This is a genomic window from Candidatus Kirkpatrickella diaphorinae (assembly GCF_025736875.1).
Taxonomy (GTDB): domain Bacteria; phylum Pseudomonadota; class Alphaproteobacteria; order Acetobacterales; family Acetobacteraceae; genus Sorlinia; species Sorlinia diaphorinae.
On sequence record NZ_CP107052.1, the window covers coordinates 1,336,787 to 1,360,817 of the forward strand.

The window sequence follows — 24,031 nt, forward strand, 5'->3', positions numbered from 1 at the left end:
TCACTTGACCACCATGCACGGCACGCTCATCTTAAAAGCTGAACCGGCATTCCTCGTGACAAGTGGTAATCTCCCCGTGCTGCATTTGATCAAACTTACCCCTGGTTGTGCGACTATTGAGGAGCTTGCGCAACGTATGCGTGAGGGCGATTGGCATGACGGTCTGCAGGTTGTCTTCACCCGCACCCAACCGAAACGCGCCGATGAAATTGCCGGGAAAGGCTCAATTTACCGCGTGATTGCGGGCTTTGTCGCCGCCCGACAATCCGTGATTCGCTTTGAGCCACATACGCGGCATGACGGGCAGGAAGGCACGATGATTCTTGTCGCGCCGGAAATCATATCGGTGCAGCCTCGGCCGATGCGGCCCTTTCAGGGCTGGCGCTATTACAAGCCCGAGGACGCACCGCCTGACCTCACCACGCGGGACAAGGATATGCTGCACGCCATGCCGACCCACATGCGCAAAGCACTCGCCGAATTATGCCTGCTTTAAGCGCACCAGAAAGGTGCACTCAGCGGAGCGGGCCGCGTTACTGGCCCGACCTGATGCGTTCGACAAGTTCCTTCACCGTAGGCACGAAGCCATTGGAATAAAAAGGGTCCTGCGCGAAACGCCAGGCATTTGTGCCGCCGAACATGAGGTTATGATCGGCAATTTCATCCGCCTCAACTTCGGAAAGCTGCTCAGGGATGTGCGCGATGTTCTGCAGGCTTTTCTGGATGCAGAATGATCTCGGGTCAGCCTTGGCGCCCGTCGTGAAGCCGGGCCGCGACTGACTCCAATTTGAAAACCGGCATTCTGAGAGGCAGCCCATACATGCTGCCTGATCCGCGAGGATCTGGCGCGCATTTTCAGGCGTCACGAAAACCAGCGTGGAGTCCGGCGTGCGCAGCGCTTCAGTGTAACCGACCTGACGCCAGGCTTCCGCGAGTTCAAAGTCTTCCTGACTGACAAAAACCTCCCGGCGACGCACACCGATGCTCAACATCGTGTCATGATGGCCGACGGCCTCAGCGCTGAAGGCGATCTGCCGCGCACTTCGTGCACGAAGGTCCTGCATGAAGCTGTTATTGACAGCCGAGGAGTAAAATCCTGTGGGAGAAAAGCGATTGAGATAGACATCGCCTTTACTGATGGTGCGCAGGCGTCGTTTCCATGCTTGAGGAATCGGGCTTTCAACCGTCAGTAAAGGCCGCGTGCCAAACTGAAACACGATGGGGCCAAGCTCCGGATTGCCGATCCAGTCCTGCCATTCATCAAGACGCCACACACCGCCCGCCATGATGATGGGAAGGTCCCCCAACCCATATTGGCGCATCGTGTCCCGCAAAGCTTTGACGCGGGGATAGGGGTCCTGCGGGACGTTAGGGTCTTCACTGTTGGACAGGCCATTATGGCCGCCTGCACGCCATGGATCCTCATAAACGACGGCCGCCAGACGCTCCGCCGCTTTGTGGTATGAGCGCTTCCATAAGGCATTGAAGGCGCGAGCCGAGGAGATGATCGGGTAAAACCAGACATTGTGGCGCATCGCAATATCGGCGAGGCGGTACGGCATCCCGGCACCACAGGTCAGCCCGTCAACGAGCCCGGGAATCCGGTCGAGAATGCCCTCAATCACCCGCTCGGCCGCGCCCATCTCCCACAGGAAATTGACGTTGATCATGCCCTGGCCGCCCGCGATTTCCCGCGCCGCTTTCACCTGAGTCACACCGCCATCAATGGCATAGCGAATAAGCTCTTCCTGACGCTCACGCCGCGTCTTGGCATGATAAATCTGCGGAATGGGCCGACCATCCACATCATAACTGTCAGCATTAACTGCGGAAACGGTGCCGACGCCGCCTTGCAACGCCCAGTGCCCGGCCGAAATACCAGTCGACACAGAGACGCCCTTACCGCCCTCTACGAGCGGAAGCACCTCGCGTCCAGCCATTCTGACCGTGTCGAGTAACTTCATGTCTTATGCAGAACTCCACTCGAGTGGCCGCCCCCTTGCGGCCACCCTGCTTCTTCACATCATTCGCCGTCGCGCTGGCGTGGCGCGCGGGATGGCTTATCACCGACTGTGTCGCTTATATCGGCACCCGATTCCTGATCGACAACCCGCATCGACAGTTTTACTTTGCCGCGATCATCAAAGCCAATGACCTTGACTTTGACTTGATCACCCTGCTTGACAATGTCCGTCGTCCGGGAAACACGGCTATTGGCCAATTCCGAAATATGGACGAGGCCATCGCGCGGGCCGAGGAAGTTGACGAAAGCCCCGAAATCAGCCGTCTTGACGACTTTACCATCATAAATACGACCGACTTCCGGCTCAGCCGTAATGGCCTCAATGCGGGAGATCGCCATCTTGGCCTGATCATTATTCTGGGCTGTGATGGTGACAGTTCCATCATCGGCAATATCAACACGTGCGCCGGATGTTTCAGAAATGTCACGAATGACTTTACCGCCGGACCCGATAACATCCCGGATTTTTTCCTTCGGCACGGTCAGGGTTGTGACTTTCGGGGCATTATCTGAAACGGTCGGACGACCGGTTTCAAGCGCCTTGGCCATCTCGCCCAAAATATGCAGTCGCCCGTCGCGCGCCTGCTCCAGCGCCGTCTTCATGATATCTTTCGTGATGGACGTAATTTTGATGTCCATCTGCAGGGCGGTCACGCCATCTCTTGTCCCGGCAACTTTGAAATCCATGTCGCCGAGATGATCCTCATCACCGAGAATATCGGTCAGGACCGCCATGCCGCGATCCTCTTTGATGAGGCCCATCGCAATACCGGCAACGGGTTTGCGCAGAGGGACACCTGCATCCATCAGGGCCAGTGACGTGCCGCAGACGGTTGCCATGGAGGAAGAACCATTACTTTCCGTGATTTCCGAGACGACACGGATGGTGAAGTTGAACTCCGTCTTGCTGGGCAGAAGCGGATGAATCGCGCGCCATGCCAGTTTGCCATGACCGATTTCACGACGGCCCGGGCTCCCCATACGACCGCATTCCCCTACGGAATAAGGCGGGAAGTTATAATGCAGCATGAAGTTGGAGCGATGCTCACCTTCAATCGCATCAATCACCTGCCCATCCTGCGGACCGCCAAGGGTGGCGATGACGAGTGCCTGCGTTTCACCGCGTGTGAACAAGGCGGAGCCATGCACCTGACGCAGCGCGTTGACCTCCGAAACGATCGGCCGGACCGTCTTCAGATCCCGCCCATCAATACGCAGCCCGGTTTTAAGGATGGACCCGCGCACAACCTGCGCCTCAACTTCCTTGAGCATCGGCTTGGCGGCTTCAAGGTCCAGCCCTTCTTTCTCGAGGGCGGCCATGACGCGTTCCTTGACGTCAGCAATCTTCTCCTGACGTTTCTGCTTCTGCTTTTCCTTATAGGCGTCCGTGATGGGCTTCGTCGCGAGTTTACCGACGCGCTCACGGAGTGTCAGCGCCTCTTTCGACGGCGCCGGCAGCGTCCAGGGCTCACGCGCGGCCAGCTCAGCGAGGTCGCAAATCAGGTCAAGCACAGGCTGGAAAGCCTCATGCCCTTTCATGACTGCCGTGAGCATCTCATCCTCGGAGAGTTCCTGCGCTTCTGATTCAACCATCAGCACGCCATCTTTTGTGCCGGCGACGACGAGGTCGAGCGCGCTCTCCTGCATCCTGTCCAGGGTGGGGTTGATGACGAGTTCACCATCAATGCGCCCGACGCGGGCCGCGCCTACCGGCCCCTGGAAGGGGATGCCCGATAATGTCAGCGCCGCCGAGCAACCGATCAGCGCAATAACGCCCGAGTCATGTCGACGGTCATGGCTCAGCACCGTCGCCGTCACCTGCACCTCATTGAGGAAATTCGCAGGAAAAAGCGGACGAATGGGGCGGTCGATCAATCGGGACGTCAGGGTTTCAATCTCGGAAGGGCGTCCTTCACGCTTGAAGAAGCCGCCGGGGATTTTGCCCGCTGCGTAGCTCTTCTCCTGATAATTGACTGTCAGGGGGAAGAAATCCTGCCCAGGCTTGACCGTTTTAGCGCCCACAGCCGTGCAGAGGACGGATGTCTCACCATAGGTGACGAGGACCGCGCCATCTGCCTGACGGGCGATCTTGCCGGTTTCAAGGGTTAGCTCGCTCCCGGCCCATTCGATGGTTTTCTTGAAATGATTAAACATGAAAAATCCTTATAGCGGACTTCTCCGAAAAGGCCCGGGCCAGGGCAGAGTCAAACTCTGAAGCAGCGCTTCGGACGGCATGGCACAGATGCAATCGCTGCATGTCACCATGTGGCCTGAAACGCTGGAATATCCCTTTTGACCAGGAGGATCTCTTCAATAAGCAAGTCCTGTTTGTTGTTGAGTGATGTGCGACGTTAAGGGCAGGTCACCCCGCCCCTATTGTCACAATACGCCTTGTTTAGCGGCGCAGACCCAAACGCCCGATCAGCGTTTGATAACGTGCGGTGCTTTTCCGCTTCAGATAGTCAAGAAGTCCACGACGCTGCCCAACGAGCATAAGCAGCCCGCGACGCGAATGAAAATCTTTTTTATGCGTTTGCAGATGTTCCGTCAGATTGCTGATGCGCTCACTGAGCAGCGCCACCTGCACTTCGGGTGACCCGGTATCATTCGGGGCGGTTTTATATTCATCAATCAGCGCCGTGCGGCGCTCAGCTGTAATCGACATCGTCAACTCCATCATTTGTCAGGTCAAAAATCCTCACCGGCCTGAGGCGCCCTTCCGAGACGCGACAAAGACCAATGACGTCACCCTGGAATTCCGCACGGAGGAGATCCGCCTCGATTTCTGCGCTTATATGCAGAGCCGGGAGCGTCTGACCCCATTTGAGTGCCTGGGCCTCCCCTTCTGTCACGGCCAGAGCCGGGATGTCGTCCAGCGCGGTCGCTAACGGAAGGAGAAATCCATCCAGAGTTGAAGCTTTCTCGCTATTTTGCAACAGTTTGTCTAGTGTTATTGCGTTTGAAACATCAAACGGGCCACATTTTTCTCGCCTGAGTGACGCAATATGCCCGACTGTCCCGCAGGCACGCGCAATATCCCGTGCCAAAGCCCGCATATAGACGCCTTTACCTGACTGGACGTTAAAAACAGCATGATCAGCATCCGACCTTTCCGTCAGGGTGACGCTGTCGATCCGGGCCGGGCGGGGCTGCATCTCAGGCACTTCCCCCTTACGGGCCAGCTCATAGGCGCGGGCACCCCCAAGCTTGAGGGCCGAGTAAATAGGCGGGATCTGCATGATCTCGCCGGTAAAACGTGGAAGAACCGCGCGAATTGCCGCGTCATCGGGCCGGTGGTCGGAAGTTTCCAGAACCTCCCCCTCCTTGTCATCCGTCGTGCGGGACGCGCCGAACTCCAGCGTGAACTGATAGCGTTTTGTCGCTTCCATGATATACGGAATGGTGCGGGTGGCCTGGCCGAAAGCGATGGGCAGAATGCCGGAAGCAAGCGGGTCAAGCGTACCGGCATGGCCGACTTTGCGCGCGTTAAAAAGACGGCGCATTTTATTGACAACATCGGTTGAGCCGATATGAAGCGGCTTGTCGATAATCAGCCAGCCATTGACCGGCCGCCCCTTTTTACGGCCCATGACGGTAACGGCCCAGCTCAGTCTTTACCCAGATCACGCCGAACCTCTGGGGAGTTGAAGATGGCCTCAACATCCATGGCCTGCTCAAAAGCCGTATCTGCCTGAAAATGAATTTCCGGCACGATCCGCGTGCGCATGGCCCGGGACAAGGCCGTGCGGAAATGCGGTGCGACTTTTTGCAGGGCAGGTAAAATCTCTTCAACATCCTGACGTCCCAGGCGGCAGACAAACGCGGTCGCATGACGCAGGTCGGGAGAGACACGCACCTCAGTGACCGTCACCTGCACGCCCGCAAGCTCAGGATTTCTGAACTCCGTACGTGTCAGTTGGTCAGCGAGAAGGCGACGGATTTCCTCACCCACGCGCAATTGGCGCTGGGTCGGCCCCTGCGGGTGGGACGGCCCAAGGCCAGGCCTGGCGGCCCGGCGACGACCTTCACTCATACAGGGACGACTTCCATCTCATAGCACTCAACGACATCGCCTTCTCGCAAGTCATTGAAACCGGCGAAGGAGAGACCGCATTCATAATTGCGCGCCACTTCCTTGACGTCATCCTTGAAGCGTTTCAACTGGCTGAGGTCACCTTCATGAATGACGATATTGTCACGCAGCAGGCGGACGCCACAGCCACGTTTGACAACGCCTTCCGTGACGTAACAACCGGCCACCTTACCAACACGCGTGATGTTGAACACCTGACGGATTTCCGCATATCCGAGGAATTTCTCACGATGTTTCGGCGCCAACTGGCCCTTAATGAGCTGCTCTACATCATCCGTCACCTGATAGATGATCGAATAATACCGTATATCCACACCTTCCCGGTGGGCCAGATCACGCGCCTGCGCCGTCGCGCGCACATTAAAGGCGACGACAACCGCCTGTGAGGCTTTGGCAAGCTGGATATCGCTCTCAGTAATCTGCCCGACAGCCGCATTCAGAACGCGGACGCCAACTTCCTCCTGAGAGAGCTTCTGCACGGAGGCCTGAAGCGCCTCGGCAGAACCTTGAACATCCGCTTTGATGACCAAAGCGACTTCTTTCTGCTTACCGGCCTGAATGCGGGCCAGCATCTGGTCAAGCGTGCCACGCGCTGCGGCACGACCGGCCGCCACTTTATCCTGCAACTGGCGCTGGCGGAAGGCGCAGATTTCCCGCGCCCTGTTTTCGTTTTCAACCACGAAGAACGGCTCGCCCGCACCCGGCACGCCCGTGATGCCCAGTAATTCAACCGGCATAGAGGGTCCGGCTTCCTTCAGAGGACGACCGCGCTCATCAAGCATGGCGCGCACACGCCCCCACTCGGCACCGGCGACAACGATATCACTGCGTTTGAGCGTGCCCTTCTGGATGAGAAGGGTCGCCACAGGACCACGTCCCCGATCAAGGCGGCTTTCCACGACGGAGCCTTCCGCAAGGCGATCGGGATTCGCTTTCAGCTCCAGCAACTCAGCCTGGAGGAGGATGGCCTCCTGAAGCCGGTCCAGCCCCTGACGCTGCTTTGCCGAGACTTCAACATCCTGAACATCGCCCCCCATGGATTCGACGACGATTTCATGGCTGAGCAGTTCCTGCCGCACGCGGTCAGGATTGGCGCCCGGCTTGTCGATCTTATTGATCGCGACAATGATCGGCGCATCCGCCGCCTTGGCGTGTTTAATCGCCTCGATTGTCTGCGGCATGACACCATCATCCGCCGCGACGACAAGGATAACGACATCCGTGACCGAAGCGCCGCGTGCCCGCATGGAGGTGAACGCCTCATGGCCCGGCGTGTCGATGAAGGTGATTTTCTGCCCGGATGCGAGGGTGATCTGATAAGCACCGATATGCTGGGTGATTCCCCCGGCTTCGCCCGAGGCCACGTCCGTCGTGCGCAGCGCATCCAGAAGCGACGTCTTGCCGTGATCAACATGTCCCATGACGGTCACGACGGGGGCGCGCGGCTTCAGATCCTCATCGCGATCCTCAACGCCTTCAATGCCAAGCTCTACGTCACTATCCGCCACGCGCCGGACGCGGTGACCAAATTCACCAATCACCAATTCAGCCGTATCCGCATCGATAAGCTGAGTCGCTGTCGCCATGACGCCCATTTTCATGAGGGCTTTGACAACTTCCGCCTGGCGCGCGGCCATACGGTTGGCAAGCTCGGCCACCGTGATCGATTCCGGCAGGGTGACGTCGCGGACAACGCGCACCTGATCTGACCGGAGGCGCTCCAGCTCGGCCTGACGCCGCTCGCGGTCACGTTGGCGACGCACCGATGCGAGGGAACGCGTCTTATCATCATCCCCCTCAATGGCCGCACGAACGTCAATCCGCCCGGAACGACGCGAATCCGCGCCTTTTTTCGGCGCAGGGGTGGTGGCACGCCGCGCGGCCATACCGGCTTTGCGCCCGCCACCACGACGATCATCATCATCAGAGACATTGCGCTTGAGGTGTAATGTCTCATGGCGCGCCGGCGCGGCCTCACCAGGTACGGTCGGCGCACTATCGGGTTTGCGGGCAACCGTCGGGCGGGCGGCCATGACAGCGCGCTCCGCCAGGGGCCGCAGACGTTCGATCGGCGGCGCCAGTTCAACGCCGCCCGTCCCACGCCTCGATGACGGGTCGAGGGGCGCTTTACGGCGGGATTCCTCTTCTGCACGGCGGGCCTCACGCGCCTGGCGTGCGGCCTCATCCTGCGCGTCTTTTTCAGCCTGCTGGGCCTGCTGAAGCTCTTCCTCCGCGGGGGCCTGCGCCTCTTCCGCATTGCGGGCTTCCGCTTCAGCGGAGGCTTCGGCCTTGCGGCGCGCTTCCTCAGCTGCGGAGAGAACACGGATTTTCTCTTCTTCCTGACGTGTTGCCTCAAGGCGCTGCTCTTCCAGCACGCGTTGACGCGTGGCGAGCTCGGAGGCTGTCAGGGCGCGGCCACCGGCGCCGACGCCGCGGCCACCCCGTGCAGCGCCCCCTCCGGCACGCCCTTCCGGCGCACCTGTGCGCTTTTTGCGCACTTCCACCTGCACAACTTTCGAGCGCCCGCGGCTGAAGCTCTGACGGATGGAACCGGCATCAACCGTACGTCCAAGCTCCATGCGCCCCGAGGGGCGAAGTGACAGCCGCCCCTTTGCGGTCTCGTTTTGAGCCTGAGCGCCTTGCTCCGGGGCTGCGCTGCTTTCTTCCGGCGCGCCCTTTGCCTGTTTGCCCTGCTTCCGATCGTTGGTTTCGCTCATCTACCCGCCTGTCCCCGTCCGAACCGCCACTTTACGGCTCTCACTCCGGCTTACCTGCCAGTCCTGTCAATCTCTCATGCGCGTCGGCCAGTTTCTGCGCCAAAGCGCCTCGACTGACAACGGCATAAACTGCATGTTCCCGTCCGAAGGCCTTTGCAAGCGTTCCAGACGGCAGTTTTACACAAGGGAGCGCTGTGGCCCCCGAGAGTAAACGTCTCAATTCGTCAGGACTTGCATCCTCATTATGGATGACAAGCCCAACATGGCCAGAGCTGATCCACTCGCGGCACTTTACAAACCCGGTCCGCGCCTGGCCCGCCCGCCGCGCGAGGCCAAGCACCTGCACGACCCGCATTTCCAGCCCGAGGACGATTCGCTCATACAAATCGTCAGGGATGATGACGCTCCGTTGCGCAGCCTTTGAAAAAAGATGCCGCGCTCGGGCGGTTTCTAGCACATCTCGCCGTGCACTCAACCAAATTCCCCGTCCTGGCAGGCGACCGGCCAGATCCGGCGTCACCACGCCAGCATCCGAAACGACGAATCTCAACATTTTCTCCCGTTTTTGGGAATGACGCGTGACGATACAGCGTCGGAGGTGCTTATCCTCCGGCGCGGAAGCGTCCGGCGCGTCCTGTTTCGACTCGTGCGTCACGTATCAAGCATCATCCCCGGCTTTGTCGGAAGGTGCGGCTTCCGTGCCGTCCTCAAACCAATGGGCGCGTGCTGACATGATAATCGCATTCGCGTCTTCAAGGCTGAAGGAGTCGGCGCCGAGAATTTCGATAAGCTCATCACCGGCGAGGTCCGCCAGGTCATCAAGGGTTTTGACGCCCTTCTCACCCAGCGTGATCAGCATCGGGTTGGTGAAGACATCCAGCTCCACAATCGCATCCTCGACACCGAGGGCGCGGCGCTGTTCTTCGAGTGCCTGCTCACGTTGTGAAAGATGCTCTTCCGCGCGGCGCATCAGCTCCTCAGCGACGCTCTCATCAAAGCCCTCAATATTATTGAGTTCCTCAGGGTCCGTGTAGGCCAGTTCCTCAATGGAGTGATAGCCCTCCGTGACAAGCAGCCCTGCAATCACGTCATCCACATCAAGCGCATCCACAAAAAGCTGCGTGCGTTTGCGGAATTCCTCCTGACGCCGCTCGGATTCTTCCGCCTCGGTGAGGATATCAATATCCCAGCGCGTCAATTGGCTTGCCAGGCGCACATTCTGCCCGCGGCGGCCAATCGCGAGGGAAAGCTGCTCATCCGGCACGACAACTTCGACACGCCCGGCTTCCTCATCGATGACGACTTTGGAGACTTCCGCCGGGGCCAGTGCATTGACGACAAATGTCGCCGCCTGAGGGCTCCAGGGGATGATGTCGATTTTCTCACCCTGCAATTCAGCAACAACTGCTTGAACACGGGACCCTCGCATACCGACACAGGCCCCGACCGGATCAATGGAGGCATCTTTGGAAATGACAGCCATTTTCGCACGGGACCCAGGGTCACGCGCGACGGCTTTGATCTCGATTATGCCATCATAGATCTCAGGCACTTCCTGCGCAAAAAGCTTTGCCAGAAAGGCCGGGTGTGTCCGGCTGAGGAAGATCTGCGGCCCGCGCGGCTCATCACGCACATCATAAATATAGGCGCGCACCCGGTCGGAATTGCGGAAAGCTTCACGCGCGATCAGTTCATCGCGGCGCAACAGGGCTTCCGCATGGCCGATCTCGACCATGAGATTGCCGTATTCCGTCCGCTTGACGGTGCCATTGACGATTTCACCCACGCGGTCTTTGAACTCATCATATTGGCGTTTGCGCTCATATTCACGCACACGCTGTACGATGACCTGCTTGGCTGTCTGCGCGGCAATACGTCCGAAATCAATCGGGGGGAGCGGGTCTACAATATGCTCACCCAATTTGATTTCGGGACGGAATTTCACGGCGATATGAAGCGCAATCTGCGTGTCTTCATTCTCAACCGTTTCAACAACTTCGGTCCAGCGGGACAAACGCACTTCACCGGTTTTACGGTCGATTGTCGCGCGGATGTCCTTCTCATGGCCATATTTAGCGCGACCAGCCTTTTGGATGGCCTGTTCCATCGCTTCGAGGACTTCTTCTCGGTCGATGTTCTTTTCGCGCGATACGGCATCCGCGACTAAAAGCAGCTCAGGGCGTAAGACGGAAGTGTCCATCAAAGCTGATCCTCAAACAGGGCGCTGCTGCGCCGGTGAAAAACACATAGGCGTGAGGGTTATTGCACCTTACGGCCTGGCTTGGAACCTTTACCCGGTTTGACCGGATTTAGTTTTGGAACACGTCGCGGGGCGGTTGCCGCATCCCCGTCACCTTCCGGCGCGGCTGTCGCCTCAATCAGCGCATCGGTCAGGACGAGACGCGCCTTGCGGACCTCCGTCAGCGGCAGAACCGCATCCTGGTCATTCTCCAGCCGTATAATGGCCGCATCATCCTTAACGCCGATAATCACACCGGCAAAGCGTTTCCGCCCGTCAATGGGCGTATCCAGCTCAGCGCGCACCATATGGCCTGCGAAACGCGCCCAGTCTTTCGCCCGCGTCAAAGGGCGGTCGATCCCCGCTGAGGAGACTTCAAGCGTCCAGGCGCCGGGGATGGGGTCATCCACATCCAGTATGGCGCCGACAACGTGACTGATCTGCTCACAATCATCGACGGCGATCAAAGCGCCATCATGTCGATCCGCCATGATCTGGATCGTCGGCGTCTCACGCCCGAGAACCGCGACACGCACAAGGTCAAAACCCAGTTCCTCAAGCGCCGGCGTGATTTGCGCGGCGATGCGGCTTTCAAGGGCGTTATGCATATAAATGTTATTTGCCAAAACAAAAAAGGCGGCCCGCGAAGGCCACCCCCCGAGACGTTGAGCGGAAGATGATAGTGTGAATAAGCGCTTACTTATGTCATTTATGTCATGAATGCAAGCCGGATAAATAAGGGCCTGGCTTGATCGAACCCTGATAAATGCGTCACATGGTGCGCCACAGGCTGACGCTTCCGGAGCCCGCACCGGTTAAAAGATTTTACAGGGAAACGACATGGTGGAAAGTGATCCACACCATCGGCGCGATGGTACGGCACCCTGCGCGCCAAAGCCCCAGCCGCAGGAAGTTTGTCGAGAGCGCGACGATCCGGCGCCCGGGAGGCACTTTAATTTCCGGGGGTGGGTCCCGTTCGGCCTGATCGGCGCCCTTATTATAATCGGGTTCGGCGCGCATCACTTTCGCGACAATGGACAAGGCCTTGTCCCGACTCAGAACCGCCTCCCGGATGCGCGGAAGCTCGCGACACAGCCCGATCCATCGATCCCGACCCTCCCCCTTAGCGCAATCGCGGAACGGGATGTGCCCGCCGCGCTCAAGCAAATTTCCATGTCCCTGACTGAAAAAGACAGGCTGCGTATCGCGCTTAAGCGGGAAGATAAGCGCCTCGTCATCATGCCTTTGGGCATATTGGCCGGCAAACCCGGCGCTTTTCTGACAATTTCGAGCGCTGGATTTACCCAGAATATCCTGCTCGGCAAAGAGGCGCAGCAGATCATTCTGCCCATTGATCGTTACGGAGAGATTAAGATCAGTATCTTGCAGGATGAGGGCCCGACGGGATTGACGCTGGGCGTCGGCACGATTTACGGCGTCTCTCCCATTGCGCCACTCTTTGCGCGGGGTGATACGGCGCTGCTAACTGTGATCGTGCAATGAAAAGCGGGGGCATGATGGAGAAACCCGACCGCGTAGAGAGAGGCGCTGGGTGCGAATTGAGAACCATCGCCCCTTGCACCATGGTGAAAAAAGATTAATGCTTGCAACTGGCGGCTTTTCGGTTGAAATTGGCGATGTCCGAAACGTCACTTAAAAGTGACAGAGGGTCAAAATTCGTCATGTTGCCACGCCCGCAAAGATGAAAAATCTTTTGCCTCTCCTCAACCGGCTGATGCCGGTGATGATGCCGATCCTGATCATCCTTCTGACGCTTCAGGCGTTGATGTCATTGCACATCTCGCTGGACGGCATCATTCAGACGTTGGGACGTGCACGGGCATTTTACGGCCCGATCGCGCTGCTTTTCGGCGTCATGGCCCTGAGTGGCTTTTTTTTCGACCGTCATGCCACGAAGCGTGCCAGAAGGGGGCTGCGACGGAAGAGGGGAATTTTCATGGATGTTCTCGCCCGCCTTACCAATCGCAAAGCGCTGGAGGAAATGCTCGCGCAGGAGCAGAAAGAGGCGCTGATCGATGCGGATGAACTCGCCGCCGGCCTGCGTGCCCGCGTCATTGGCCAGGATGCTGTCTGCGAAGATATCGCGCAGCAATTGCGCCGCCGCCTTGCCCTGCATATTCGCGGCAAACCGGTTGGGATTTTTCTGCTGGCCGGGCCACCGGGGACGGGCAAAACCTATCTCGCCAAACAGGTGGCACGCCAATTGGGGCGGAAATTGCTGCATTTCGACATGACGCAAATGTCCAACGCCTTTGCCGCGACCCAGCTTTTCGGGTCGCCCAAAGGCTATGTCGGCTCCGACTCCTTCGGTAAATTGACGGGCGGGTTGAAGGAATTTCCCGATAGCGTCGTTTTGCTGGATGAAATCGAAAAAGCGCACCCGGATGTCTTCAAAAAATTCCTCACGGCCTGGAATGATGGCCATGTGACGGAAGCTTCCACGGGTGAACAAGTCTCCACGACACGCGCCATTTTTATTCTGACGTCAAATATTGCAACGGAGGAATTGACCGAGATCGCTCAGAATTTCGAAGGCGACCCCGACCGGATGCGCGCCGAATCGACTGAGACGCTGCGCAAGGCGGGTTTCGCGCCGGAGATCCTCAATCGACTGGATCGGATTTTCGTCTTCCGTCGGCTTGAAGGGCTCGACCTTGCCCGGGTCGCGGCACTGGAAATCGAAATTATGATCGATGGTTACGGCTTGCGCGTCGAGCCCGGCGGGATTGATCCCGCTTTATTGTTCCAGATCATGCAGCGGCAACAGAAAATCGGCTCCGGCGCGTCAGCGCGTGACCTTGTGCGTTCCATTGAAGACATGATCAGTGAAACGCTGATTATTGCCCGCCAGGGAGGCGCCACACTTGTCCGCCTCGTCTCCTCCCAGGATGGCGTCAAAGCTGAAGTGACGGCGGAGTCCGAGAGTACGCGCAGCCGCCTCTCGAATTGAAGATTTTGCCCCCACGGAGTTTTGCGTCGTGCAACAACTGAAAGACCTCTGGCACCGCGCATTTTTATGGCGCCTGACGATTTACGCTTTCGTCTTCTGCCTCGCCCTCGCGATCATCTTCCCGGCTTCATGGCTGCACGGTGGTGTCCCCTGGGGGTCCGACACTGAAAAATCAGGTCATCAGGAACAACCCGCGGCACAGAAGGGGGCGGCACCAGCTTCACCGGATGAGCTTGCCAGTATCTCAGGCAGTATCCCCTTCGCCGGGCACCGCATCCCCCTGCCTGTCGGAACATGGCACCCGCTTGTTGCAGCCAATGGCGGACTTCAGGGCTCTCAGGAAGTTCTCTCCCTCGTGCGGATTGATCAGAATATCGTGACGGGTGTCATCATGCTGGCTGCGGACACGCGTCCCCTTACCCGCACGGCGCTTGAGAGTGAGTTTAATTTATGTGACGGGACCGGCAATTACGTTTCACAATCGTCGAAAGTAACGTCACCTGACGGCACGAAGGAATGCTGGTATCTCGCGCCGTCCAAAACATCTCATCGCTCAGGACCACAGGACTTCCCCGCCATCATTGGTGATGAGCTGGACCGCCTCGGCATACCCTACCCGGCCTTGTTCGTGCAGGCCCGATGGGTTTACGCGGCGCCCGGCACGACGGGCACCTGGTACCCCACCGTGATGTCGATCTTCCTCGCGCCGAATGAGTCGGGGTCTCTTCGCCTTATCGCGCCCCTCTCCTCCTGGAACGTGCGGAACTTTGCGGCTGACCGCACGGTACGAAGCTTTATCGGGCGGACGCAATCCTGGTTTGATAAGTGGGTCATCATTTTACGCAACGCTATGGAAAACGGCATGGCGGGCCCGAATCTGCCCATGCGTCGGGAGAACAGAGACCCAGCCTACCCGGCCTGAAAAACGGCTTCTGTAGCTGACGACATTGGTGGGACCGTCTTTTCAGTGGTGATGGCTGTGATGGGCCAACATGAAGCGACCGAGGCGCTTTTCCGCATAACGGGCCAAGCGCACAAAAGGTAAACCCAATAGAAGATACGCGCCGCCGATCAGCAGACCAATCCCGAAATAATCATAATAAGTGGATGAGAGTCGGATATATGTCTGACTTAATTCCGTCAGGGTGATGACGCTGACGAGCGATGAATCCTTAAGCAGCGAGATGAAATCATTGGTCATGACAGGCACAACCGTGCGGAAAGCCTGTGGCACAATGACGAGGCGCACAGCGTCGAGCCGCGTCATATTCAGCGCGATCGCCGCCTCCATCTGGCCCTGAGATACGGACATCAGCCCGGCTCGATAATTTTCCGCCTCATAGGCCGCGTAATTGAGCCCCAAAGCCACGACACCGGCCAGGAAAGGTGAGAGATTAACCCCAAATCGCGGCAGACCATAAAAAATAAGAAGGATCTGAATCAATAAGGGTGTGCCCCGCACAACCTCAATATACACGCCCGCGCAAAATTTGAGGGGGCTGCTCCCATAATGACGCATCAGCGCCAGAAGAACGCCCAGAGACACCGCGATCAGCATCGCCGCGGCTGAAACCGCCAATGTCAGCCACGCCCCGTGCAGAATAAGGGGAAGAAACCCGGCATAAAGTTCAAGTCGGTCAATCCACCCCCCACGATCCGCCATCGCCAGGCGATAGCGGTCCCACTCGACAGGGGCGATATTCTGCTCCGTCTCATCACCGGTGAAGGCCGCCATTTGCGGCGTCCAAAGGTTCCAGCGGCCGAGGATACGTTGCAATGTGCCGTCTGCCATCATGTCGGAAAGGGCGCGATCCACCCGGTCGCGCATCGCGTAATCGCCTTTCCGCATGGCGATGCCGTAATGGACCGTACCGATCTGCTTGCCGACGAGCTTCAGATCATCAGAAAGCGCGCCATAATAGACGGCGATCGGCGCATCCACGAGCAATGCATCAAGCCGCTTATTGCGCAGATCGGAGACCGCATTTGTCTCCTCCATATAGGTGCGGATAGCGATATCGCTGGAGTCACGCAAAAGACGTTCCGCATAAGTGCCACGGATCGTACCCACCACATGGCCACGCAGGGCTTCCAGATTATCGAGCCCCGACTGCCCCTTGCGCACCACAATGCGCTCTCCCGTCTGGTAATAAGGGCGGGAAAACAGGACGGCGTCCTCATGCTCCGGCGTGATCTCGATCCCGTCAACGACGAGGCGATACAGGCCGCGCTGCAAACCGGGGATCAACCCATCCCAGTCATTCTGCACAAATTTGGGCGTGACATTCAGCCGATGCCCAACCTCGCGCATAATGTCGAATTCAAAACCCTGCATTCTGGATTGGGAAGCCGGGTCATGAAACACGTAGGGGACATTCGCCTCCCCATCCGAAGCCCATAATAAAGTGCCCCGCGCCGCGGCGGGGGTGATCATCATTATAAAAGTCAGGAGGGAAATCAGCCAGCGCATCACAGAAATGTCCGCAGAAACCGCCGGGTGCGGGCATCTTCCGGCCGGGCAAACATAATGTCCGGATCACCGGCCTCAATAATATGTCCCCCATCCATAAACAGGACACGATCTGACGCCGCACGCGCGAAACGCATATCGTGCGTGACCACAATCTGGGTCATTCCCTCATCATCAAGCGCGCGCATGACCTGCAGCACCTCCTCTGCAAGTTCCGGGTCGAGCGCGGATGTCGGCTCATCATAAAGGATCACATCGGGCTTCATCGCCATGGCGCGGGCAATCGCCGCGCGCTGCTGCTGGCCACCTGACAAAGTGGAGGAATAGCGCGACATGGCATGGCCAAGCCCGACTTTAACGAGCAATTCCTCTGCTACGGATCGGGCATCCTGAAAGGACATTTTCTTGACGACACGCGGGGCGAGCATGACGTTATCCAGCACCGTGCGATGCGGAAATAAATTGAATGATTGAAAGACCATCCCGACATGCGCCCGCAAGGCATGAGCCTGGCGCTCATCCTCACGCGTCCATCGGGATGCGGCGTTGCGATCAACCGCAACGCCCTGCACGCGGATTCTGCCACGATCCGGCACTTCCAGAAGGTTAAGGCAACGTAAAAAAGTGGATTTACCGCACCCGGACGGGCCGATAATGCTGACGAGTTCCCCCTTCGTGACGGAGAGGGAAACGTCATGCAAAACAGCCTGCCTGCCATAGGTTTTTGCAACCCCGCTTGCATCGAGTACGATCTCTGCCGTGTCAGTCAGTTTTGGTCATCCCCCGCAGAACATAGGGCAGGATGCCCCCATGACGGTAATATTCCACTTCATCTTCCGTATCGATGCGGCAGATCAGATCAACCCGCAAGCTGCGACCGTCGCGCCGCACAATATCCGCCCGGACCGTCATGCGCGGTTTGATGTCCGTCAGGTCAGAGAGTGTGATCGTCTCCGAACCGTCAAGCTGCAACGTCTGGGCGTTGACATTGTTTGGAAAAACGAGCGGCAGCACGCCCATCCCGACAAGGTTTGAACGGTGGATACGCTCGAAGCTCTCCGCAATAACCGCTTTAACCCCGAGAAGCAATGTGCCCTTCGCCGCCCAGTCCCGGGATGAGCCCATACCATATTCCTTACCGCCAATCACGATTAAAGGAATGTTAAGGGCGCGATATTGTTGTGCAACGTCGTAAATGGGCGCGATATCGCCATCCGGCAGGATGCGGGTCATCCCCCCTTCAACCCCCGGAATCATGCTGTTCCGGATCCGCGTGTTCGCAAACGCGCCCCGCACCATTACCAGATCATTGCCACGTCGGGACCCGTAGGAATTGAAATCCGCCTCGGCAACGCCCCGTTCCATCAGGAAGCGCCCTGCGGGTGACGACGCCTTGATGGCCCCCGCGGGTGAGATATGGTCCGTCGTGATGTTATCCCCCAGAATAGCGAGGATACAGGCATTTTCAATGTCGCTCGTGACGCCGGGATTGGGTTTCAGATTTTCAAAATAGGGCGGCTGATGAATGTAGGTTGATGAATTATCCCAGGCAAAACGCTGCCCGCTTTTTGCGACGGCAAGGTTCTGCCAGTGCGCTGTGCCTTCGAAGATATTTTCATAGCTGGCGGCATAACCATCGCGTGAAATCGCTTCGCCGAGCACGGTCTCGATTTCCTCTCGGCTTGGCCAGATGTCGTGCAAGAACACGTCACGCCCATCCTGTGCCTTCCCGAGCGCAACCTGGGTGATGTCCTCACACATACTGCCAAGAAGGGCATACGCAACGACGAGCGGCGGGCTGGCAAGGTAATTCGCCTTGACGCTGAGTGAAATCCGGCCCTCAAAATTGCGATTGCCGGACAGGACAGAAGCCACGACCAAACCATTCGCCTCAATCGCCGCGGTGATCTCCGGCGCCAGCGGGCCGGAATTGCCGATACATGTCGTGCAGCCATAACCCACTGTCTCAAAGCCGAGCGCATCAAGATGCGGCGTCAAGCCGGACCGATTAAGGTAATCCGTCACAACCTGAGAGCCAGGCGCGAGCGAGGTCTTGACCCATGGTTTGGGGCGCAAACCCAGTTCATGCGCTTTGCGCGCGAGAAGGCCGGCGGCGATCATGACCTCCGGATTTGACGTATTGGTGCAGGAGGTGATGGCGGCAATGACAATATCGCCATTCCCGAGGTCATATTCCCGCCCCTCAAGCTTGACGCGCGCAGGTGATGTGACCCCGAAATCTTTCTGCAGGACCGCATTGAAATTTGCGCTGGCCTGAGAAAGCAGAACGAGGTCCTGCGGCCGTTTCGGCCCGGAAATGGCAGGCTGCACATCCGTCAGATCGAACGTCAGCGACTTGGTGAAAACTGGCTCCGGCGCATCCGCATCGCGATACATGCCCTGCGCTTTGAGGTACGCCCGTGTCAGCGCAATGCGATGCGGGTCACGACCTGTCTGCTCCAGATAGGCCAGAGCGATGTCATCAACGGGGAAGAACCCGCACGTCGCCCCATATTCCGGCGCCATGTTCGCAATCGTCGCCCGGTCAGCCAAAGGCAGCGTATCCAGAGCCGGCCCGTAAAACTCGACAAACTTGCCAACGACATTTTCCTGACGCAGCATCTGGGTAATCTTCAGCACCAGATCGGTCGCGGTCGCGAGCGGGGATAACCGGCCTTCCAGCCGCACACCGATCACATCGGGCAGCACCATCGAGATCGGCTGACCCAGCATGGCGGCTTCCGCCTCGATCCCGCCAACGCCCCATCCGAGAACACCGACCCCATTGACCATCGTTGTGTGTGAGTCCGTGCCATAAACTGTGTCGGGGAAGGCATAAGTCCCGTCTTCTTCATCCCGCGTCCAGACGACCTGGGAGAGATATTCAAGATTGACCTGATGGCAGATACCCTGGCCGGGCGGCACGACGCGGAAATTCTCAAAGGCGTTCTGTCCCCAGCGCAGAAAAGCATAGCGCTCCGCATTGCGTTTGAATTCCAGCGCCATGTTCTTTTCAAGCGCGTCCTTGTCACCCGCCACATCGACGATCACGGAATGATCAATCACCAGATCAACCGGAACAAGCGGATTGACCTTGGCGGGGTCGCCGCCCAGCGCCACAATGCCATCCCGCATGGAAGCAAGGTCCACGATGGCCGGGACGCCTGTAAAATCCTGCATCAAAATCCGCGCCGGCCGGAATGGGATTTCATGCGTGTCATGTCCGGACGCCACCCAGCTCCTGAAGGCTTTGGCGTCTCTGACCTGACAGCTCCCGCCATTTTCAAAACGTAAAACGTTTTCGAGTAGGATTTTCATTGAAATGGGGAGGCGTGAAATATCCCCGATTTTTTCCCCCGCCGCGGGAAGAGAGAAATAGCGGTAGGTTTTACCGTCAACGACCAGTTCGCTTGTAACGTCGAGTGTATCAATCCCTGTCATGCGCATGCTGTCCTCCCGAAAGAACGTGAGTCAGCGCTCACCTTCAGGTCGCACGGACTCGATTCCGGGTTTCTATACAAGGTGGGGACGCGCTTAAACAGGGGCAGCGACGGTCCAATTAACGTCCTCTATGAGGTCGCCGCCGCCGTGATAAGATGGCAATGTAAAAGTTTTAGGGTATTGCGCAGGGTTTAGGTTATCTATGACACATGTTATGTGCCGAACAAATAACCGTTACACGGGACGGGCTCCCGGTGCTTCTGCGTGTCGGTTTTTCTGCCGGGCCCTCCCACGCGCTACGCGTCTCCGGCCCGAACGGCGCTGGTAAATCGACCCTGCTCCGCGTCGTCAGCGGCCTCAGGCGACCGGATGGGGGGCGGGTGACGTGGCAAAGCGAGGATATCGCCCGTGATTTCCATGCCCATGCTCTTCGGGTCGCCTATCTCGGCCATCGTGACGGGCTGAAGCTTGATCTGACAACGTGGGAAAATCTCGCCATTTACCGCCATCATGCGCGCTTTGATGTGACGGAGGCCCTGGCGCGCCTTGGCCTGCCGCAATGTGCAGATATAACGGTGCGGCAATTATCCGCTGGCCAGAGGAGACGCGTCGCCCTCGCGGCCCTGATGATGAAAGATGCGCCGATCTGGTTATTAGACGAACCTCATCTCGGGCTGGACGCGGCGGCTTTGCTGCGCCTGGGAGAAATCACGCGCGACCATCTCAGGGAGGGAGGGATCGCCATCGTCACCACCCATGCGGAATTGCCCATCCCCTTCACCCATATCCTCACTTTGCCGGAAAGGCCCGCCTCCTGGGTGACGGATTAAAATCGTGACGAAAACCTTCATCGCCATCCTCAACCGCGATATCCGCCTGGCGTGGCGCCACGGCACGGACTCATTTGCGGCACTCCTGTTTTTTATCCTCTGCAGCAGTCTTTTCCCGCTCGCGCTGGGGCCATCGCCCGATTTGCTGCGGCGCGTCGCCCCCGGCATTATCTGGGTATGCGCCCTTCTCGCGGCCATGTTGCCGCTTGAGCGCCTTTTCAGTGCTGATCTTGAGGATGGTTCCCTTGACTCACTGATCCTGACCGGACTCCCCGCCCCTTATATCGGGCTCGGGAAAATCTTCTCCCATTGGCTGACAACCGGCCTGCCGCTGCTGCTCGCTTCAAGGCCGATGGGGTTGATGCTGGGCATGTCCCCGGCAGACCTGCCCGCCCTGCTGACGGGCCTTGCCATCGGCACGCCCCTTTTATCGCTCATTGGCGGCATGGCCGCCGCGATTGCGCTGGGTGCAAGGCGGGGCGGGGTCTTATTACCGCTGATCATTCTGCCGCTGGCGTCACCCGTTCTGATTTTCGGTGCAAGCGCCGTTTACCGCGCGCAATATCACCTTCCATCCGGGCCGGAACTTGATGTGCTCGGCGCTTTTCTGCTGGTGGCACTCCCGGCCTGCATATACGCCACCGGCGCGGCCCTGCGCGCCGCTTCACAGGATTAGGTCATGATCGGGACTCAGCCCTCCCGATGGGCGACGAAATTTTCAAGCCAGTGGATCGTGTAATCGCCCTTGCGGAATTCCGGGTCCGCCAGGATTTTACGATGCAGGGGGATCACGGTTTTGACGCCTTCCACGACGCATTCATCCAAAGCGCGCTGCATACGTGCAATAGCAGCATTCCGATCGGGCGCATGGACGATCAGTTTCGCGATCATACTGTCATAATAAGGCGGCACGCGGTAACCGGAATATAGGGCGCTGTCAGTCCTGACACCCAGCCCGCCCGGCGGATGAAACACTTTGATAAGACCGGGATCCGGCGTGAAAGTCTCGGGATCTTCCGCGTTGATGCGGCACTCGATCGCATGGCCCCGGAATGTGATGTCAGATTGTTTGTAACCGAGCTTTTCCCCCGCCGCGATGCGGATCTGCTCGCGCACGAGGTCCACATCACAGACCAGTTCCGTCACCGGATGCTCAACCTGGAGGCGGGTATTCATCTCAATGAAGCAGAATTGCTTGTCCTGATAGAGGAACTCAAGAGTGCCGACACCGCGATAGCCCATTTTCTTGAGAGCATCCGTCACTGTCCGGCCGATTGAGTCGCGTTCCGCCGCTGTCAGAGCCGGAGAACCGGCCTCCTCCAGAAGTTTTTGATGGCGACGCTGCAGGGAACAATCCCGCTCCCCGAAATGCACAACATGGCCATGCGTGTCCGCGAGGATCTGCAACTCAATATGGCGCGGCTTGTCGAGATATTTCTCAAGATAAACCTCTTCATTGCCGAAAGCTGCCCGCGCCTCGGTCCGGGCAACATTCCAGGCTTCCTCCAGCGCGTCCTCATTCTCCGCGACTTTCATGCCGCGACCGCCGCCACCCGCCGCGGCTTTGATCAGCACCGGGTAGCCGACGCGGGCGGCCACCTTCCGCGCCGTCGCGATATCCGGCAGACCACCATCCGAGCCAGGCACAAGCGGAACACCGAGCGCGGCCATGGTCGTCTTGGCCGAGATCTTGTCACCCATCGTGCGGATATGCTGCGCTGTCGGGCCGATAAAGGCGATGCCGTGCTCTTCCACCGTTTCGGCGAATTCAGCATTTTCAGACAGGAAGCCATAACCAGGATGGATGGCCTCCGCGCCCGTGATCGTCGCTGCTGACAGGATCGCGGCAACATTGAGGTAGGAATCCCGCGCGGCTGGCGGACCGATGCAGACAGCCTCATCCGCAAGGCGCACATGCATGGCATCCGCATCGGCCGTTGAATGAACAGCGACAGTTTTGATCCCCATCTCACGGCAGGCACGCTGGATGCGAAGGGCAATCTCGCCACGATTAGCGATGAGAATTTTTGAGAACATGAGCGCGGAACGCCTTATTCGATGATGGCCAGAGGTTCACCGAATTCAACGGGGTCACCATTGGAAACCAGGATGCGCGTCACCTTGCCGGCGCGCGGCGCCTTGACCTGATTGAACGTCTTCATCGCCTCGATCAGCAGAATTGTCTGCCCCTCCGTGACGGACTGCCCCACCTGCATGTAAGGCGGCGCAGAGGGGTCCGATGCCAGATATACGACGCCCACCATCGGGCTCTTCACCGCGCCGGGATGGTCCGCTGCCGATGCGGGGGTTGATGCTGTCGCCGCAGGGGCGCCGCCACTCACGGTGGCTACTGGCGCTGCCACGGCCTGCGCCAGCGGCGCCACCGCACGCGCGACACGGATGCGGTGCTCCTTCTCCGCGATTTCAATCTCGCTCAGGCCCGTTTCATTGAGAAGATCGGCCAATGCGCGTATGGCATCCCCGTCCACTTGCATACGGCTCATTATTCGTCCTCATCCTGGAACATGTCATATAAGGCGCGGATCGCCATTTGATACCCGCGCACACCAAACCCGCATATGACGCCGATCGCCGCCTGTGCAGTGTAAAGTTGATGTCTGAACGCCTCGCGCTGATGGATATTGGTGATATGCACTTCCACGGTAGGCAGGTCAACCGCCAGCAACGCATCCAGCAACGCAATTGACGTATGTCCAAAAGCGGCCGGATTGAGGATGATACCGTTCATTTGACCCCGGCATTCCTGTATCCAGGAGACGAGTTCACCCTCATTATTTGTCTGACGAAAGTCGATCTGGACGACGTCATCCTCATCACTATCCTCGTCACTGAGCTCCTCCGCTGTTTGAAGGCAGAGCTGTTCAACGTCGTCCACCGTCGCACAACCGTAAACTTCCGGTTGCCGGGTGCCGAGTAGGTTGAGGTTGGGACCGTTAAAAACGGCAATCTTGAGGCGGGTCATAAAGGCCGCATTTAGCACTTTCCGTCAGTTTGGGAAATATCCCTTTTGACGGTGCTCCCGCCAATTGCCCCATTCCTGCCTTTTTTTTGTGAAACAATTGAGGTTTCGTAACGATATACCGTTAAGCGGAATTACGCACGCAGATGTCGACCGCCAGGCGGAGGAAGGTCAGCAACATAGCGCGACCAGCGTCCGCATCGATGCGGCACGCAGCGCCAGATCGACCGACAGCGTCGAAGAGGATGGGACATGGAGGGTAAAAAA

The 24,031-nt window shown here is 58.3% G+C and carries 22 protein-coding genes; 6 read left to right on the plus strand and 16 right to left on the minus strand.

The features are described 5' to 3' along the window. The first annotated feature begins 13 nt into the window (after positions 1–13). On the plus strand, positions 14–496 hold the full coding sequence (locus tag N5W20_RS05930) for a DUF1489 family protein (RefSeq protein ID WP_319807848.1): 483 nt from the start codon (positions 14–16) through the stop codon (positions 494–496). Between the two features lie 37 nt (positions 497–533). Here the strand turns inward: N5W20_RS05930 and N5W20_RS05935 are convergent, their stop codons facing one another. The 10 genes from N5W20_RS05935 to N5W20_RS05980 all read right to left on the minus strand — a co-directional run bounded on the left by N5W20_RS05935 (position 534) and on the right by N5W20_RS05980 (position 12,239). Then, entirely contained in the window at positions 534–1,964 is a 1,431-nt protein-coding gene (locus tag N5W20_RS05935) for an NAD(P)H-dependent flavin oxidoreductase (RefSeq protein ID WP_319806248.1), read from the minus strand. A gap of 59 nt (positions 1,965–2,023) precedes the next feature. Next, entirely contained in the window at positions 2,024–4,177 is a 2,154-nt protein-coding gene (gene pnp / locus N5W20_RS05940; RefSeq protein ID WP_319806249.1) for a polyribonucleotide nucleotidyltransferase, read from the minus strand. Between the two features lie 241 nt (positions 4,178–4,418). After that, entirely contained in the window at positions 4,419–4,688 is a 270-nt protein-coding gene (gene rpsO / locus N5W20_RS05945; RefSeq protein ID WP_319806250.1) for a 30S ribosomal protein S15, read from the minus strand. Next, positions 4,672–5,613 (minus strand): tRNA pseudouridine(55) synthase TruB, encoded by a 942-nt coding sequence (gene truB, locus N5W20_RS05950; protein WP_319806251.1) that lies wholly within the window; start codon positions 5,611–5,613, stop codon positions 4,672–4,674. Before truB ends, rpsO begins: the two co-directional genes overlap by 17 nt. 17 nt (positions 5,614–5,630) lie before the next feature. Further along, on the minus strand, positions 5,631–6,056 hold the full coding sequence (gene rbfA / locus N5W20_RS05955; RefSeq protein WP_319806252.1) for a 30S ribosome-binding factor RbfA: 426 nt from the start codon (positions 6,054–6,056) through the stop codon (positions 5,631–5,633). Further along, the gene (gene infB, locus N5W20_RS05960) at positions 6,053–8,695 is read right to left on the minus strand and encodes a translation initiation factor IF-2 (RefSeq protein ID WP_319807849.1); all 2,643 of its coding nucleotides are present in this window, start codon (positions 8,693–8,695) and stop codon (positions 6,053–6,055) included. The genes rbfA and infB overlap by 4 nt, the downstream gene beginning before the upstream one ends. 178 nt (positions 8,696–8,873) lie before the next feature. Then, complete coding sequence (locus N5W20_RS05965; RefSeq protein ID WP_319806253.1) at positions 8,874–9,488, minus strand: RNA-binding protein; 615 nt, start codon at positions 9,486–9,488, stop codon at positions 8,874–8,876. 3 nt (positions 9,489–9,491) lie between these two features. After that, positions 9,492–11,033 carry a transcription termination factor NusA gene (gene nusA / locus N5W20_RS05970; protein ID WP_319806254.1) on the minus strand — a complete coding sequence of 514 codons (1,542 nt, stop codon included), beginning with the start codon at positions 11,031–11,033 and terminating at the stop codon, positions 9,492–9,494. 59 nt (positions 11,034–11,092) lie between these two features. After that, positions 11,093–11,680 carry a ribosome maturation factor RimP gene (gene rimP / locus N5W20_RS05975; RefSeq protein ID WP_319806255.1) on the minus strand — a complete coding sequence of 196 codons (588 nt, stop codon included), beginning with the start codon at positions 11,678–11,680 and terminating at the stop codon, positions 11,093–11,095. A 217-nt stretch (positions 11,681–11,897) separates the two neighbouring features. After that, positions 11,898–12,239 carry a hypothetical protein gene (locus N5W20_RS05980; RefSeq protein ID WP_319806256.1) on the minus strand — a complete coding sequence of 114 codons (342 nt, stop codon included), beginning with the start codon at positions 12,237–12,239 and terminating at the stop codon, positions 11,898–11,900. Between the two features lie 6 nt (positions 12,240–12,245). Here N5W20_RS05980 and N5W20_RS05985 point away from each other — a divergent pair, with 6 nt between their 5' ends. From N5W20_RS05985 to N5W20_RS05995, 3 genes are all read left to right on the plus strand, one after another. Further along, positions 12,246–12,575 (plus strand): hypothetical protein, encoded by a 330-nt coding sequence (locus tag N5W20_RS05985; protein WP_319806257.1) that lies wholly within the window; start codon positions 12,246–12,248, stop codon positions 12,573–12,575. 199 nt (positions 12,576–12,774) lie between these two features. Further along, a complete protein-coding gene (locus N5W20_RS05990) occupies positions 12,775–14,043 on the plus strand; it encodes an AAA family ATPase (protein ID WP_319806258.1) in 1,269 nt (422 codons plus the stop codon). Between the two features lie 28 nt (positions 14,044–14,071). Beyond that, complete coding sequence (locus N5W20_RS05995; protein ID WP_319806259.1) at positions 14,072–14,965, plus strand: hypothetical protein; 894 nt, start codon at positions 14,072–14,074, stop codon at positions 14,963–14,965. A gap of 42 nt (positions 14,966–15,007) precedes the next feature. Here the strand turns inward: N5W20_RS05995 and N5W20_RS06000 are convergent, their stop codons facing one another. The 3 genes from N5W20_RS06000 to acnA are packed head-to-tail and all read right to left on the minus strand — an operon-like array spanning position 15,008 to position 19,960. Continuing rightward, entirely contained in the window at positions 15,008–16,480 is a 1,473-nt protein-coding gene (locus N5W20_RS06000; RefSeq protein ID WP_319806260.1) for an ABC transporter substrate-binding protein/permease, read from the minus strand. Positions 16,481–16,512: 32 nt separating this feature from the next. Next, positions 16,513–17,265 (minus strand): amino acid ABC transporter ATP-binding protein, encoded by a 753-nt coding sequence (locus tag N5W20_RS06005; protein ID WP_408869438.1) that lies wholly within the window; start codon positions 17,263–17,265, stop codon positions 16,513–16,515. A 10-nt stretch (positions 17,266–17,275) separates the two neighbouring features. Continuing rightward, positions 17,276–19,960 carry an aconitate hydratase AcnA gene (gene acnA / locus N5W20_RS06010; protein ID WP_319806262.1) on the minus strand — a complete coding sequence of 895 codons (2,685 nt, stop codon included), beginning with the start codon at positions 19,958–19,960 and terminating at the stop codon, positions 17,276–17,278. Positions 19,961–20,163: 203 nt separating this feature from the next. Between acnA and ccmA the strand changes: the two genes are divergently transcribed. Beyond that, a complete protein-coding gene (gene ccmA, locus N5W20_RS06015; protein ID WP_319806263.1) occupies positions 20,164–20,784 on the plus strand; it encodes a heme ABC exporter ATP-binding protein CcmA in 621 nt (206 codons plus the stop codon). A 4-nt stretch (positions 20,785–20,788) separates the two neighbouring features. Next, positions 20,789–21,460 (plus strand): heme exporter protein CcmB, encoded by a 672-nt coding sequence (gene ccmB, locus N5W20_RS06020; protein ID WP_319806264.1) that lies wholly within the window; start codon positions 20,789–20,791, stop codon positions 21,458–21,460. 14 nt (positions 21,461–21,474) lie between these two features. Here ccmB and accC read toward each other — a convergent pair whose 3' ends face one another. From accC to aroQ, 3 genes are read right to left on the minus strand one after another with little or no spacing between them, the layout of a single operon-like run. After that, positions 21,475–22,821, minus strand: a complete 1,347-nt coding sequence (gene accC / locus N5W20_RS06025; protein ID WP_319806265.1) for an acetyl-CoA carboxylase biotin carboxylase subunit — start codon at positions 22,819–22,821, stop codon at positions 21,475–21,477. 14 nt (positions 22,822–22,835) lie between these two features. Continuing rightward, on the minus strand, positions 22,836–23,288 hold the full coding sequence (accB, locus tag N5W20_RS06030) for an acetyl-CoA carboxylase biotin carboxyl carrier protein (RefSeq protein ID WP_319806266.1): 453 nt from the start codon (positions 23,286–23,288) through the stop codon (positions 22,836–22,838). Then, positions 23,288–23,767 carry a type II 3-dehydroquinate dehydratase gene (gene aroQ / locus N5W20_RS06035; RefSeq protein ID WP_319806267.1) on the minus strand — a complete coding sequence of 160 codons (480 nt, stop codon included), beginning with the start codon at positions 23,765–23,767 and terminating at the stop codon, positions 23,288–23,290. The genes accB and aroQ overlap by 1 nt, the downstream gene beginning before the upstream one ends. Between the last annotated feature and the right edge of the window lie 264 nt (positions 23,768–24,031).

Excerpts from the sequence above, each read along its gene's own strand:
- accC (WP_319806265.1), bottom strand. The coding sequence starts at position 22,821 with ATGTTCTCAAAAATTCTCATCGCTAATCGTGGCGAGATTGCCCTTCGC.
- accB (WP_319806266.1), bottom strand. The coding sequence starts at position 23,288 with ATGAGCCGTATGCAAGTGGACGGGGATGCCATACGCGCATTGGCCGAT.
- nusA (WP_319806254.1), bottom strand. The coding sequence starts at position 11,033 with ATGGACACTTCCGTCTTACGCCCTGAGCTGCTTTTAGTCGCGGATGCC.
- N5W20_RS05985 (WP_319806257.1), top strand. The coding sequence starts at position 12,246 with ATGTCCCTGACTGAAAAAGACAGGCTGCGTATCGCGCTTAAGCGGGAA.
- infB (WP_319807849.1), bottom strand. The coding sequence starts at position 8,695 with ATGGAGCTTGGACGTACGGTTGATGCCGGTTCCATCCGTCAGAGCTTC.
- truB (WP_319806251.1), bottom strand. The coding sequence starts at position 5,613 with ATGGGCCGTAAAAAGGGGCGGCCGGTCAATGGCTGGCTGATTATCGAC.
- N5W20_RS06000 (WP_319806260.1), bottom strand. The coding sequence starts at position 16,480 with ATGATGATCACCCCCGCCGCGGCGCGGGGCACTTTATTATGGGCTTCG.
- N5W20_RS05935 (WP_319806248.1), bottom strand. The coding sequence starts at position 1,964 with ATGAAGTTACTCGACACGGTCAGAATGGCTGGACGCGAGGTGCTTCCG.
- rbfA (WP_319806252.1), bottom strand. The coding sequence starts at position 6,056 with ATGAGTGAAGGTCGTCGCCGGGCCGCCAGGCCTGGCCTTGGGCCGTCC.
- rpsO (WP_319806250.1), bottom strand. The coding sequence starts at position 4,688 with ATGTCGATTACAGCTGAGCGCCGCACGGCGCTGATTGATGAATATAAA.
- N5W20_RS05990 (WP_319806258.1), top strand. The coding sequence starts at position 12,775 with ATGAAAAATCTTTTGCCTCTCCTCAACCGGCTGATGCCGGTGATGATG.
- N5W20_RS05930 (WP_319807848.1), top strand. The coding sequence starts at position 14 with ATGCACGGCACGCTCATCTTAAAAGCTGAACCGGCATTCCTCGTGACA.
- rimP (WP_319806255.1), bottom strand. The coding sequence starts at position 11,680 with ATGCATAACGCCCTTGAAAGCCGCATCGCCGCGCAAATCACGCCGGCG.
- ccmA (WP_319806263.1), top strand. The coding sequence starts at position 20,164 with ATGTTATGTGCCGAACAAATAACCGTTACACGGGACGGGCTCCCGGTG.
- pnp (WP_319806249.1), bottom strand. The coding sequence starts at position 4,177 with ATGTTTAATCATTTCAAGAAAACCATCGAATGGGCCGGGAGCGAGCTA.
- acnA (WP_319806262.1), bottom strand. The coding sequence starts at position 19,960 with ATGCGCATGACAGGGATTGATACACTCGACGTTACAAGCGAACTGGTC.
- aroQ (WP_319806267.1), bottom strand. The coding sequence starts at position 23,767 with ATGACCCGCCTCAAGATTGCCGTTTTTAACGGTCCCAACCTCAACCTA.